The sequence below is a fragment of the Sporomusa aerivorans genome, from assembly GCF_041428895.1.
GTDB classification, from domain to species: Bacteria; Bacillota; Negativicutes; order Sporomusales; family Sporomusaceae; genus Sporomusa; species Sporomusa aerivorans.
In genome coordinates this window covers 206,540-219,052 of record NZ_CP156926.1, presented here as the reverse complement: position 1 = coordinate 219,052, position 12,513 = coordinate 206,540, and the positions used below count along the sequence as shown (strand labels likewise).

Genomic DNA, 12,513 nt, shown 5'->3' with positions numbered 1-12,513 from the left:
TGTTGTCCGGCTGACGCAAAATAAACAAACTACCTTCAGGCGGTTTTAACCCTGTCTGAAGGTAGTTTTGATTTTAAATACTATTTAGCCGGCAGAAGCCAGTTCAAGCTTGGCCTTGATCTCTTCATACACTTCTTCCCATACGACTATAGGCGTTTTGGCAAAGCCGTTGAAAACAGTGGAAGATGCTGAAGTATAGGCGCCGCAGTTAGGCACCAGGATTAAATCACCAATTTCCAGTGGTACGGTATGCTTATCACGGAACATAATGTCTAAAGAATCGCAGCTTGGGCCGGCAAAGGTCGCCGGAATTTTTTTGCCTGTTTTAAAAGTCTCAAGCTCGAAGTCCCAATGATCAAAGATTACACCGGAAAAAGTGCCGTACAAGCCGTCATCCAGGAAATACCACTGCTGATTGTTGCGCAGCTTGGTGCCAATGACCTGGGTAATGAGATTCATAGCCGTGCCGCAAATATAGCGGCCTGGTTCGGACCAAATCTCGGTATCGGGAAAATATTGTTTAATCGTTTTATAAATGCCTGCGGCCATAGCGGCCACATCAGGCTCTTCAATAAGAGTAGGTATGGGGAAACCGCCGCCAATATCAAGCGTTCTAAGCTTCATGCCCCTTAGAGCGGCCGCATCAAAGATATTCCGGCAGATTTTAAGCGCATCCATATAAGCCTCATGTCCTGTTGACTGGCTGCCCACATGGAAACACAAGCCGGCGACATCCAAACCCGCCTGCTGCGCCTTAGTCAGCAAATCAAGCGCCTCGTCAGGATGAGCGCCAAATTTTTTATTAAGATCAACAAGCGCCCGGGGATTGTCAACCCGGATTCTTAGCAGCACCGCACCGCCAGGTATGGCAGCAGCCATTTTTGCGATTTCGCTTTCACTGTCAAAGGTAAACTTATTAACACCAATAATCCGGGCTACATTCAGACCGCTTGCCGTTTTCACAGGATTGGCGTAAACCATGCGCTCTGAGTCAATGCCCATCTGATTCAGCATGCGCATTTCACCATCAGATGCGACATCAAAGTAGCCGCCAAGGCTGCTGAGCTTGCGGATTATCCGTTCGTCAGGGTTGGCCTTGACCGCATAGTATATTTTAACGTCCGGCATGTTTTCTGCCAGCAGTTTATAGTTGAGTTCAATTTGTTCCAAAGACAGCACCAACAGCGGGGTACTGTAGGTATCAGCCAGCGCCTTTACAGCATCCTGGGATAACCTAAAATATTTCACTTATCATCGCTCCTTTTGACTACCGTTAATTTGAAAATTACTATATGATTGTAACATAACTGAACCAAAGTGCAAGTAAAACTTTTTTTACAAAAAACAGACTGGTGGCTTAGGGCTTAAACCCTAGAGACGCCGCTGGATTTCAGCTCAATTGCCGATAAAAAATAAAATCGCGTACCCCAATAGGATACGCGGGAAAATTACTTATTAATCGCTATATTCGTTATGCAGTTTTACTCTCTTGTTCAAGTAAAATACGGCGCGGATTTGTGCCGTTGTTTAGCAGTCCGGCGGCGTACATTTTACTGGCGTCTATCTTTGCCATAACCTGTATGGAAGGTCCGGGATCGCCATAAATACACCACATTCCCCGGCAACTCAGACACTCCTCTCCCCGTCCCATAAAGCCCAGTACATCTTTGAGCGGTATACCCAATAATAACCCGATTTCATGGGGGCATCCGCTTTGATACCGGCTCCTCAAGCATTCCATAGTTTCACATAAAGAGCATTCCGGCTTGTAACCAAACTCGGCAAGAAAACGGCAGTGGTCGGTTTGCCTTATCCAGGACGCCAAACTATGGGGGTGATAAAACAATATTGTCAGACAGCTCTTTGTCTCCCGGACTACCATCCACTTAATAGTAGCACCGCGAAGAAAGACAGCGCCGTATTTACGCCAAAAAGTCTGGCGGGGAAATCTGCGACTGTCGGCAAACGTTAACAGCGTTGCCGGCTTTTCTCCCAAAATGGTGGGGGCCAATTCCACTGTCAGCCATTTAAAAAAATAGCAGGGCATACTCTGACTCTCTAAATTCAGTAGGGATTCCCCTGTTTGCATTACCATCATATCGCCACCCCCTCGCTACAGTACTTTATTACATAGTATATGCATTTATTTTATGCACTGATTGTGTAATGATTATCATTATCATTTATATGGGAATTATATCCCATTCCTTTTTAGTTGTCAACAAGTCTTATATACAGTAGCCTATAAAAGTTTACAGACAGTATTGGTAACCAGCGTGTTTGAGCGCCAGCACCTGCCTGACAGAAAATCTTTATCCGGCGGCAAGCCCGCTCTAAGACTCCTGCTTCGCCAAGTGGGAGTTCTACCTCTACGGGCACAGGCGAGCGGCTAAGCCCCTGGATAAGGGTGACCTATAGAAAAGGGTTTGGCTTCCGCCAAACCCAAAGACAGACTAGTTACTTAACAAATTCAAAGCCGCTCTTGCCAGCACTTCCATTCCCCCAACAAGCGCCTGTTCATCAATATCAAATTTGGGGTGATGATGCGGATACGTGATACCTGCCGCCGGATTACCTGCGCCGATAAACATAAAGGCTCCCGGTACCTGTTCCAGATAATAGCCGAAGTCCTCTCCCGCCAGCACAGGCCGGAAAGGAACCACACCAGCCGCTCCGAGCGTCTGCCGGCCGGCATTTACCACAGCGTCTACGACGGCAGCCGAGTTATTAATTACCGGTGGATAACCGGCACACAATTCCACTAGGCAGCTGGCTCCAGCCGCCTGGCAGATGCCGGTGGCAATCTCCTCAATACGATGAAATATCGCTTGACGCAGTTCTGTGTCAAAAACACGGACCGTGCCGTGAATGAATGCGCTATCGGCAATGATATTGGGAGCCTCACCGGCCCTAAACACGCCTACCGATACCACTGCCGCCGCTTGTGGATCAACACTGCGGGCAACTACTGTATTAAGCGCCGCAACAATCTGGGCGCCGGTTAAGATGGCATCAACCGTCTGCTGCGGCATGGATGCATGGCCGCCCCGCCCCTGAACGGTAATAGAAAATTGGTTGGCGGAAGCCATAACCGGTCCGGTCAGAACAGCCATACAGCCACTGTCCAGCGGCTGCCAGAGATGAGCTCCCAGTATGGCATCAACCCCTGTCAGCGCTCCCTCGGCAATCATGGACGACGCACCGCCGGGAAAGTTCTCTTCGCTGGGTTGGAATACTAGCCGTAATCTTCCTGGCAGCTCATGCCTTTGGGCGGTAAAAATTTTTGCCAATCCCAGCAGCATGGCCATATGCCCGTCATGCCCGCAGGCATGACAGACACCGGAATTTTGCGACTTATAACTTGTGTCCAGTTCTTCCGCCAAAGCCAGCGCATCCATATCAGCCCTAAGCGCCACGGTTTTTCCCGGCAGGCCGCCGGCAATATCAGCAATAACCCCGGTTCCCGCAGCCGGCCTGGCGGCAATTCCCATGGCCGCTAGCTCGGCCAAAATTTTTTGCTGGGTACTGAATTCCTGGCCGGAAAGCTCAGGGTGGCTGTGAAAAAGCCGGCGCAAACCCTGTACATAAGAAAATTGTTGTTCTATTAACTGTCTAAGATTATCCAAAATAGCAGCCTCCTTACCTTTTGCTTCGCTGCCGGCAGGTAAAATCCTCCCCCTGGATAATGGTATAAAAGCTGTTGAGCTTATAACAAATTCAGGATAAAATGTAGTTATAACGTCAAGCTAAACCTAAAATCAAGGAGGAATATAATGATAACCAAGCTGAACTATGAGCAATATTCGGCCCAGGCCGCCGAGCTCATTCCGAAAAATGCCTTTATGACAACAAGCCATAATAATAAAGTCAACACTATGACAATTGGCTGGGGCAGTGTAGGCGTAATCTGGCGTAAACCTATTTTTACAGCCCTCGTACGCCAGTCCCGTTTTACCAAAGAGCTGGTAGAGCAAAGCGGCGAGTTTACCGTTACTCTGCCGCTAACCGAGATGAAAGAAGCCTTGGCGCTCTGCGGCACAAAATCAGGCCGCGATATGGACAAAATTACAGTTGCCAAACTAACCCTGCTGCCCGGGCAGGCTGTCGCCACACCGGTTATTGCCGGTCCCGGCTTACAGCTCGAATGCAAGGTAATCTATAAACAAACCATGCTGCCGGAAAACCTTGCGTCCGCCGATAATAAAGCATGTTACGCCGAAGGCGACTACCATACTATGTATTTCGGGGAGATTGTCGCCGCTTATAAAACCGAGTAAGCTAGCGAGACGCGCCTCGAAGGCGCAGGCGTGATTCCACCACATGCTTCATTTTGTAACACCGGAACGAAGCAAAGGATCTGTCTGCGCTTTCGTTCATTTTCTAAAAAAAAGTAAAGGTCGCTGATATATTGTTCACGGCAGCAGCATTCGCCATCTTTATTATTACCCTGTTTTCCAGCTTTCTGCAGACAATCACCGGCTTTGGCTATGCACTGGCGGCAGCCCCGCTCCTCACTCTGGTTATGGCCCCCAAAGATGCCATTATGGTTGTCCTGTTTACCGGTATTATAACCAAGCTGGCCCTGCTATACCATACATGGCGGCAAGGCCGTTTCGCCGATATTGCGCTCATTTTTACGGCCAGTCTGCTTGGGGCGCTGCCGGGGGCTTATGTCTTAAAAATTATTAATAACGGCACCTTAAAAATCAGCATCGGCATAGTGCTCATTATCATAGCCGCTGCTATGGCCGCCAGGTTCCGCGTTACCATCCGTCAGCCAAAGTTAGCCAAGACTACTGTCGGCATTGTCAGTGGTTTTTTATCAACAACTACCAGTCTAAGCGGGCCGCCAATCGTAATGTACTATCTTAACGAGCAAACCGGCAAAGAACAAGCCCGCGCCAATTTAACCCGGTACTTTATCATGAGCAATGCCGCAGCGCTGGCTATATCTTATTTTTTCGGCACGCTTAATCTGACAGTACTCGGCACTAACACGCTGGCCGCCCTGCCAGCCATTCCGCTGGGTGTATGGCTGGGGGAAAAGTTATTCTGCCGCTTCAATGCAGAATCCTTTAAAAAATTAGCGCTGGCAGTAATTGCAGCCAGCGCGGTTGTTAGTATTGTTTCTAGCTTATACGCTTAGTAAGTATATCGCATTTCACGTTTAAATTAAAAGTGTAGTGTAACAAACCTTGCAAGCAACAAGGTTTGTTACACTACACTTTAGCTAATATATCCGGTCAGAAAGCATTATGCCGGCTGCATTATTCCCCGCCGACACCGGCCTCTTTACCCTGATCCCTGGCCGCCCTGGCCTCATGCCAGGCATCGCGCGCCAAACTAACGACCCTGGGTTCCAGCTTGGCAGTTGGACTTCCCACTACTTTTCCCAGGTAAAGCAGCGCTTTTTCATGCTGGCCAACCCGCCGGGCCAGTTCGCCAATCAGATAAGAAACGGCCGCTTCGCTCAAGGTACCGCCAATCGGCAAACGTTCCCTGATCAAAGCTTGTTCGTAGTACTCACCGGCTTTGGTAAGGGCGGCTTGTTCTTCCTCCGCATCCTCTCCCTCCCGGTACAGCCACCCCAGTTTCAGGTATAATTCCGCCAGGCGGCTGGCCGGTGCGGCAATAAGATCAGCGAAAAAAATAGCCAGCTTATAGGTGGCGATAGCCTGGTCCCGCGTACGCTCACCGCTATAGTTTACGTTAACCTTCCGCGCTGTAAGAAACTTCGCAATCTTATCCTTAGCGGCTACTGACAATTCATCGAAATAGGTATCGGCAGCGGCATAACCGCAGTTAGAGCATACCCAAATCGTATAATAGTAAGGATTTATCCCTTGAAAATGAGAGCATAGATCGCTATCCTGTTTCACTAGCACCTGTCGGCCACGCGTCCGGGTAACATTAAATTTTTGTTGGCACACAGGGCATTCTTTCTCCACCGAGTATGTCGGCTCTGCCATATTATCGCCTCCATATTATACCTTACCATAATCACAACTAAGCCTCAAGAAATATTTAATAAATCCTGCTGCAGTGTCCGCATTTGATAAAATGTTCCCTGGGCGGCGAGCAGCTCTGCCGCTGTCCCGCGTTCTACTACCTGTCCGTCTGCCAGTACCAGTATTTCATCCATATCTTCCAGCCCAACCAGGCGGTGAGTTATCAGGATGAGAGCGCGTGATCCGGCTGCCCGCAGGATATGCGCCATGACTGCGGCCTCGGTTTGTGCGTCCAGGCCGGCAGTCGGTTCATCCAGCAGCCATACTGGCGCATTTTTTAAGAGCGCCCTGGCCAAAGCAATTCTTTGCCGCTCTCCCCCCGAAATTGCCAAGCCGTTTTGGCCGGTCCGGGTTGCCAAGCCCTGCGGCAGCTTGTCAACAAATTCAGAAAGCATGGCGGCCTCAATGACAGCCTGAAAATCAGCAGGATCAGCATCCGGTTTGGCCAGAAGAATATTATCGCCGACAGTAGCATTAAACAAATACGTATCCTGACTAACCACACTAAAAATTTGGCGGACAGACTCAGGCGAATATGCGCTGATATCGCAGTCATTTAGTCGGAGCATCCCCTGTTCACAATCCCAGAACCTAAGCAGCAGTCCAGCCAGCGTGCTTTTACCGGCCCCGCTTGCGCCCACAATAGCCAAGCGTTTTCCCGGTGACAGACAAAACGTTATGTCTGTCAAAACCGGAGCTGAATGCGGCGCGTAGGCAAAAGAAAGTTTATCGGCTGAAAGCTGCAATGCATTGGCAGGCACCGGCGTTTCCCCGTTAGCGGTACCTACCGGCGCCTGAACGGTGATAGCGTTAATCCGAGCCAGCGCAGCTGCGCTTTCCTGAAGATAGTATACCACTGCCGGTAAAGGGAGAATGGCTTCAAACCCGGCCTGAACGGCAAGCGCTACTACGGCGAGATATACGCCGTCCAGTTGCCCGCCGTTCACCAACGGCGCCGCCAGCACAATAGCACCAATGACTGTCAGATTCATTCCCAGTACACCGGCGGCCTCCGCCGCAGCTGTTATGCGATTGGCTTGCTCCTGACTGGTTGTTAACCGGTCATTTTCCAGCAGAATTTTTGCAGTCTGGTTTGCAGCCTGGCCGAAGGCTGCAAGTTCAGTCAGACCGTCAATACTATCAGCCAGTACACCGTGCAGCCGGCTACGCGCGCCAATAACCCCTTGGCCGGCCTGCCGGCTAAGCCGGCTCAAAACCACAGGCAAAACACAGCCTGTTATCAGATAGGCGGCAACCACCGGCCAAACCAGCCAGGGCGCCAGCCATGCCAGCAATGCAGCGGTGGCTGCAGTTACCAAAATAGCAATAACAACCGGAAACACCGCCCGCAAATAGAAGAACTTCAAAGTTTCTACATCGGCAACTATCCGGCTGAACAAATCACCTTTGTCCAAACCGGCTAACCGGGCCGGCGCCAAGGGTTCCAGCCGGGCGTACAGCCATACCCTGATATCTGCCAGCAGTCGAAAAGTGGCATCATGGCTTGTATACCTTTCGGCATAGCGGGCCACAGCCCGCGCTAATCCGAAAAACCTTACACCAACAATGGCTACAGATAACTCTGCTACCGAAGGATGCAGGGCGGCGGCACAAATCAGCCACGCCGAAGCTGCTAAGAGTCCAATATTGGCATACACCGTTATACTGCCAAGTACACAGGCTAGCGCAGCAAGCAGCAGCGTACGCCGGCCGCCAAATAAGAGCTTAACCATCTGCCGCCCCCCCTGTCAGGGAAGCAGTCACCAACTGCCGGTATAAGCCGGGTCTGGCCACGAGCTCGCTGTGCGTTCCCATGTCAGCTATATAGCCTTCAGTCAGTACAATAATCTTATCGGCCTGCCGCACGGTAGTCAGGCGGTGGGCGATTATGATTGCCGTTCGGCCTGATAAGAGCCTTGCCAGCGCACTATCCAGCCTGGCTTGAGAGGCAATATCCAAACCACGGGCCGCCTCATCCAAAATAACAAGTGGCGCATCCTGGAGAAACGCGCGGGCAATTGCCAGTCGCTGGCGCTCTCCGCCGCTAAGTCCGTGTCCGCCATCCCCGATCAGGGTAGCATAACCGTCAGGCAGGCGCAGAATAAAATCATGCGCTCCGGCCGCTTTAGCGGCTTCCATCACTTCCGCCATCCCGGCCTCAGGCCTGGATATACGGATATTATCGGCAACCGTGGCCTGAAATAAGTGCGGCCGCTGCGGTACAAAGGCGACGTGCGGCAGCCAGTCGGCTACCCGCAGCTCACGTAAGTTCCTGCCATTGACTAAAATTTCTCCGGAACTAGGAGCAATAAAAGCCAGCAGCAATGCCGCCAGCGTACTTTTGCCGGCGCCGCTTGGGCCAACGACAGCCAAATGCTGCCCGTCAGCCAGATCAAAAGAAATTCCCCGTATTGCCGGCTGTCCTCCCTGCTGATAAACAGCATCCACATTCCTAAACGCCAGGCTAATCCGACGCTGCCTGGGCAAAGAGACCGAGCCGCCTGCCATTTTGTCCCTCTTTAACGCCAGCAGTTGGAAAATATCTGCCGCTGCGGTTTTGCCTGTCATCCCGGCATGAAACTGACTGCCCAGCATTCTGAGCGGCAGATAATATTCCGGCGCTAACAAGAGGACAAAGAAGGCTTGTGTGAAAACTACTTCGCCATATACCAGCCTAAGGCCTACCGTCACGGCCACCAGCGCCGTGCTGATTGTTGCTAATAATTCCAGCGCCAGCGCTGACAGAAAAGCCACTTTGAGCACATCCATAGTGGCATCGCGAAAGTCTTTGCTTACCCGGGCAATCACGGTAATTTGCTCAATACTGCGGCCAAACAGCTTGAGTGTTGTCAACCCTGACAGCACATCGAGGAAATGGGCGCTTAAGCCGCTCAGCGTCTCCCATTGTCTGATATTCATTTTTTTCGCCATCTTGCCAATAAGCACCATAAATATAGGTATCAGCGGCGCCGTAACCAGCATGATTACAGCGGAAGTCAAATCAAGCGGCCAAACAGCCAGCAATATAAAGACCGGAATGAAAGCCGCCTTGGCCAATTGCGGCAAATATTTGGCAAAATAGGCCTCCAGATTTTCCACACCTTCGCCAACAATATTGATAAGCTCGCCGGAAGGCTGCAGGGCTAGATTTACCGGTCCCAGTCCCAGCATATGCTTTACCAGACGTTCCCGCAGGCTGGTTTTTATTGCCGCCGCCAGCCTAAAGGCCCATACACCCTCCAAATAGATAGCAAGTGACCGCAAAGCGGCAATGACTGCTAACAGCCACAGAAAATCAGTGACAGCGTCTAACCCCTGTCTGCCTAAAAATATACGGTCAATCACCTGGGTAAGATAAAAGGCTTGCGCAATAGCCAACAAACCGCCACAGGCCCCCATTCCCGCCACGAGGAACAACAGGAACCGCTGTCTGCCGGCCTCCTGCCCTAAATGCCTGTCAATCATATCATTCACCCCCACACGGCTTGCGCCGGGCTTTGACGAAAGCTTAAAACCGCTGTTGCCCGCGCTTACAGAAAAAGAAACCGCCCTACAAGGCGGTTTCGCGCTATAGCTCTGAGCAATATATACTACAATTCCTTCCGGATTCCTGCAGAATGCAGTTTCCATTTCTAAAAACTGCTCATTTTTACCTTCCTATACTTCCTTAAGGGAGTCCTGCCGCGTTCTTGCCGCTGCGATCAATGCAAATAACTGACCGGACCGGTTTCTTCCAGTTGCTCAATCGATACATGCAAAGTGTTACGTTTCTCCAGATACGTTACGTGGGCCGTATTACGGCCTTTATCGATATCTTCAATCCAGACATAATTATCGCGATACTTTACACCTATAGTCTCGGGTGACCGCATGATTTGTTCGGCACGTGATGCGTCCATCAATACCACTCCTTTAAAAAGTAGTATTTCACTCGGCCGAGGGTTTATACTTTGACCTTACCAGGCTTTTTAGCAGCCCGTAACCAGTATTTATTTATGCGTCGTCATTTGCTACGAAATCCATGATTTACGCAGATTTACCTGCCGTATTTTTACTCAGCCTGGAAATACTAATATCGGAGGTGAATTACTTTGGAAGAAACTGTTTTTAGCGGCAGCAAATTATCCCGCATTATATCGTTAAACCGTGGTTCGGCCCGCACACCTCAAGCTGACACAAGAGTACAGCGCGATATAAAAAGGACCAAGACCAGGTAACTAACCTGAACTGCTTTACGGGGGGTGATTTTTTTGCAAGGTTCCGGAAACTACGGTGAAAAATCTGATAAGAAATTGCCCGAAACAAAATTTACTACCGGTAATGTCGGCGTTGAGAAAACTTCGTCAGCCTCCGAAAAGAAAGAGCAGCATACTATAGAACCCCGAAGGTTTCCACGCAACATTACTAGCCGGCGCAATGCCGGCTTTTATTAATGCCGGCTGCTGCAACCATATTTGTTCTTATTTAGCCACTTTGTAACGGAGTGAGATTATATCTTAAAAAAAGAGCCGGAAACTACGGCTCCTTTACTCATGCGTTTTTGCTAAAATTCCAGCCGCGCCGCCCTGACAGCCAGTTGCTGATCCTCCGCCGACGGACGGCCGCTGATGCCTACCGAGCCAATTACACTCCCGTCCTCCGCATAAATTGGCGCCCCGCCGGGCAAGGGGGTAAGATCTGGGTCACAGAAAAAGTGTATATCCAGATTTTCCTCTAGCAACCGGTCCTGAAAAGCCGCTGTCGTTGTCTGCATCCGCGCCGCCGTATACGCTTTATGTCTGGCGAAATGCACACAGCGTGTGGGGATCCCATCCATTTTCAGCAAGCCCACCAGAAATCCTTCCTGGTCACACACAGCTACAGCCACTGGTTTGCCGCCGTCAGCCGCCGCCTTTTGTACTACTCCGCTGATAATCTGCCGGCATAGCTCCATAGTCAATTTTTTCATATGATCAACTCCCAGCCCTCAACTATACTAACAGCGGCGGACAGTCCTCCCGCAGCAGCCCCAGAAGTTCAAGGTCAACATATTTGCCGGCCAGAAAGGCTGCTTGCCGCAGCGTACCCTCATAACGGTAACCACATTTCTCAGCCACCGCCCGGCTGGCCTCATTGCCGGCTACCACAGTTAGCTGCAGGCGGGGAATGGGCTTAGACTCAAACAAAAACGCGGAAAATAAGGCCAGCGCTTCCGACATATAGCCTTTTCCCCTGTTCTCCCGTCTAAAAATCTGATAACCCACTTCATAACCGGCCCGGTAATCGGCATTACGGAAATAGATTATCTCGCCAATAATTTCGCCGGTCTTATCCAAAATAAGCATCCGCCCGAAATTTTCATGCCAGAAGCCCCTTTCGTTAAAGCCCCGCCGGAACGCAGGCTCAGCCGGAATATCCAGCAGCCAGTGCTCCCCTTTCTCCGACACATCTGTCATCAATCTATAAATTAGCTCAAGATCAGATTCCCTTACTGTCCTGAGACATACCTTATTGCCCTGAAGCACACAGCCACACCCCACACCATCAACGCCTTTCTTTCTGCTACCTTATATGTACTTATATATACTTCTATAGTATTCCTCATTATCTAATATTATCATAAAAAAGTAAACCCCGGCAAAGCCGGGAAGCGATCAGGCAGCAAAAAGTTTATCCGGCGACTAACCTTCGGAGTTAAAACCCCGCCTGAAGGTTAGTCTGCTTTATAATATCTCCCCCACCCAGGCCGGTGGTCGTAACATTACCGTCCTTATCAACTGTAATCTCCAGCAACTGTTCCGTCCGCCCCAGAGTGTCCGGGTGTCCTTTTAGCGTATCTGTCAGGAAAATAAGTTCCTGATTGGCAGATCCCAGCAGGTATTCTGTGGACGGCAGCTCGCGCTTAAACGGCCCGGCAATCAGTAAATCGGCAGCCGCCAGCAGCCTGTTCCAGGCGTCATCCTGCCCAGCTAACAGTTCCTGATACGTATAACCGGTGAATACAGCAATATTTAATCCCTGTCCGCTCAGTATATCGGCCAGATCGGCCAAAAGAGCCGCCTGGGCAAAAGGTTCACCTCCGGAAAAAGTAACCCCCTCGATGCCGTCAAGCGCCAAAATACGGTCAGCCAGTTTTTTAGCAGACACTGGCTGGTTTTCCCGGAAAGCCTGCATATCCTCATTGAAACAGCCCGGGCAGCAACGGTGACAGCCCTGCACCCAGACAACGGCTCTGAGTCCGGGACCGTTGACGCGGGACTTGGGCAAAAAGGCGGCCATATTGATACGGCCGCCTCCAGCTTGCTGGTTCTGGTTATTCATCGCTGGTTATTCCTTACCTTGCCGGGGTCAGTCGTTTGTTCGTAGTATTCAGGCATCATCTCCCGTACCTTAACCTCTCCCAGCGCTTCTTCAATAGGTTTGGTGATATCCAGGCATTTGCCGCCTTTGGCGCCGGCCACCTTGATACTAACCTGACCTTTCGCGTCAATGGTAATTTCCAGTTCCTCCTTGTCCATAGCCTGCC

General features: G+C 50.6%; 14 protein-coding genes. 3 read left to right on the top strand and 11 right to left on the bottom strand.

What is annotated here, in order from left to right:
• Nucleotides 1-84: 84 nt before the first annotated feature.
• From SATMO3_RS00890 to SATMO3_RS00880, 3 genes are all read right to left on the bottom strand, one after another.
• Entirely contained in the window at nucleotides 85-1,248 is a 1,164-nt protein-coding gene (locus SATMO3_RS00890; protein ID WP_371376195.1) for a type III PLP-dependent enzyme, read from the bottom strand.
• A gap of 223 nt (nucleotides 1,249-1,471) precedes the next feature.
• Nucleotides 1,472-2,098, bottom strand: a complete 627-nt coding sequence (locus SATMO3_RS00885) for a DUF3793 family protein (RefSeq protein WP_371376192.1) — start codon at nucleotides 2,096-2,098, stop codon at nucleotides 1,472-1,474.
• A 355-nt stretch (nucleotides 2,099-2,453) separates the two neighbouring features.
• Nucleotides 2,454-3,626, bottom strand: a complete 1,173-nt coding sequence (locus tag SATMO3_RS00880) for a M20 family metallopeptidase (RefSeq protein WP_371376190.1) — start codon at nucleotides 3,624-3,626, stop codon at nucleotides 2,454-2,456.
• Nucleotides 3,627-3,773: 147 nt separating this feature from the next.
• Here SATMO3_RS00880 and SATMO3_RS00875 point away from each other — a divergent pair, with 147 nt between their 5' ends.
• Nucleotides 3,774-4,277, top strand: coding sequence for a flavin reductase family protein (locus SATMO3_RS00875; protein ID WP_371376187.1), 504 nt, complete (start codon nucleotides 3,774-3,776; stop codon nucleotides 4,275-4,277).
• 131 nt (nucleotides 4,278-4,408) lie between these two features.
• A complete protein-coding gene (locus SATMO3_RS00870; RefSeq protein ID WP_371376185.1) occupies nucleotides 4,409-5,146 on the top strand; it encodes a sulfite exporter TauE/SafE family protein in 738 nt (245 codons plus the stop codon).
• 121 nt (nucleotides 5,147-5,267) lie between these two features.
• Here the strand turns inward: SATMO3_RS00870 and SATMO3_RS00865 are convergent, their stop codons facing one another.
• From SATMO3_RS00865 to SATMO3_RS00850, 4 genes are all read right to left on the bottom strand, one after another.
• Entirely contained in the window at nucleotides 5,268-5,969 is a 702-nt protein-coding gene (locus tag SATMO3_RS00865; protein ID WP_371376183.1) for a DUF2225 domain-containing protein, read from the bottom strand.
• Between the two features lie 44 nt (nucleotides 5,970-6,013).
• Nucleotides 6,014-7,741 (bottom strand): thiol reductant ABC exporter subunit CydC, encoded by a 1,728-nt coding sequence (gene cydC / locus SATMO3_RS00860; protein ID WP_371376181.1) that lies wholly within the window; start codon nucleotides 7,739-7,741, stop codon nucleotides 6,014-6,016.
• Complete coding sequence (cydD, locus tag SATMO3_RS00855; RefSeq protein ID WP_371376179.1) at nucleotides 7,734-9,473, bottom strand: thiol reductant ABC exporter subunit CydD; 1,740 nt, start codon at nucleotides 9,471-9,473, stop codon at nucleotides 7,734-7,736. The genes cydC and cydD overlap by 8 nt, the downstream gene beginning before the upstream one ends.
• A 236-nt stretch (nucleotides 9,474-9,709) precedes the next feature.
• Nucleotides 9,710-9,907 (bottom strand): H-type small acid-soluble spore protein, encoded by a 198-nt coding sequence (locus SATMO3_RS00850; RefSeq protein ID WP_371376176.1) that lies wholly within the window; start codon nucleotides 9,905-9,907, stop codon nucleotides 9,710-9,712.
• Between the two features lie 351 nt (nucleotides 9,908-10,258).
• Between SATMO3_RS00850 and SATMO3_RS00845 the strand changes: the two genes are divergently transcribed.
• The gene (locus tag SATMO3_RS00845; RefSeq protein WP_371376173.1) at nucleotides 10,259-10,441 is read left to right on the top strand and encodes a hypothetical protein; all 183 of its coding nucleotides are present in this window, start codon (nucleotides 10,259-10,261) and stop codon (nucleotides 10,439-10,441) included.
• 110 nt (nucleotides 10,442-10,551) lie between these two features.
• Here SATMO3_RS00845 and SATMO3_RS00840 read toward each other — a convergent pair whose 3' ends face one another.
• The 4 genes from SATMO3_RS00840 to SATMO3_RS00825 form a co-directional block, all read right to left on the bottom strand.
• Nucleotides 10,552-10,956, bottom strand: a complete 405-nt coding sequence (locus SATMO3_RS00840) for a heme-binding protein (protein ID WP_371376171.1) — start codon at nucleotides 10,954-10,956, stop codon at nucleotides 10,552-10,554.
• A 22-nt stretch (nucleotides 10,957-10,978) separates the two neighbouring features.
• The gene (locus SATMO3_RS00835) at nucleotides 10,979-11,512 is read right to left on the bottom strand and encodes a GNAT family N-acetyltransferase (protein WP_371376168.1); all 534 of its coding nucleotides are present in this window, start codon (nucleotides 11,510-11,512) and stop codon (nucleotides 10,979-10,981) included.
• Between the two features lie 169 nt (nucleotides 11,513-11,681).
• Nucleotides 11,682-12,308, bottom strand: coding sequence for a 4Fe-4S single cluster domain-containing protein (locus SATMO3_RS00830; protein WP_371376165.1), 627 nt, complete (start codon nucleotides 12,306-12,308; stop codon nucleotides 11,682-11,684).
• Nucleotides 12,305-12,505: a DUF2997 domain-containing protein gene (locus tag SATMO3_RS00825; protein ID WP_371376162.1), complete on the bottom strand. Its 201-nt coding sequence runs from the start codon at nucleotides 12,503-12,505 to the stop codon at nucleotides 12,305-12,307. Before SATMO3_RS00825 ends, SATMO3_RS00830 begins: the two co-directional genes overlap by 4 nt.
• Nucleotides 12,506-12,513: the final 8 nt, after the last annotated feature.

Coding starts and splice junctions, on each gene's coding strand:
- SATMO3_RS00865 (WP_371376183.1), bottom strand. CDS start 5,969: ATGGCAGAGCCGACATACTCGGTGGAGAAAGAATGCCCTGTGTGCCAA.
- SATMO3_RS00885 (WP_371376192.1), bottom strand. CDS start 2,098: ATGATGGTAATGCAAACAGGGGAATCCCTACTGAATTTAGAGAGTCAG.
- SATMO3_RS00875 (WP_371376187.1), top strand. CDS start 3,774: ATGATAACCAAGCTGAACTATGAGCAATATTCGGCCCAGGCCGCCGAG.
- SATMO3_RS00825 (WP_371376162.1), bottom strand. CDS start 12,505: ATGGACAAGGAGGAACTGGAAATTACCATTGACGCGAAAGGTCAGGTT.
- SATMO3_RS00840 (WP_371376171.1), bottom strand. CDS start 10,956: ATGAAAAAATTGACTATGGAGCTATGCCGGCAGATTATCAGCGGAGTA.
- cydD (WP_371376179.1), bottom strand. CDS start 9,473: ATGATTGACAGGCATTTAGGGCAGGAGGCCGGCAGACAGCGGTTCCTG.
- SATMO3_RS00830 (WP_371376165.1), bottom strand. CDS start 12,308: ATGAATAACCAGAACCAGCAAGCTGGAGGCGGCCGTATCAATATGGCC.
- SATMO3_RS00850 (WP_371376176.1), bottom strand. CDS start 9,907: ATGGACGCATCACGTGCCGAACAAATCATGCGGTCACCCGAGACTATA.
- cydC (WP_371376181.1), bottom strand. CDS start 7,741: ATGGTTAAGCTCTTATTTGGCGGCCGGCGTACGCTGCTGCTTGCTGCG.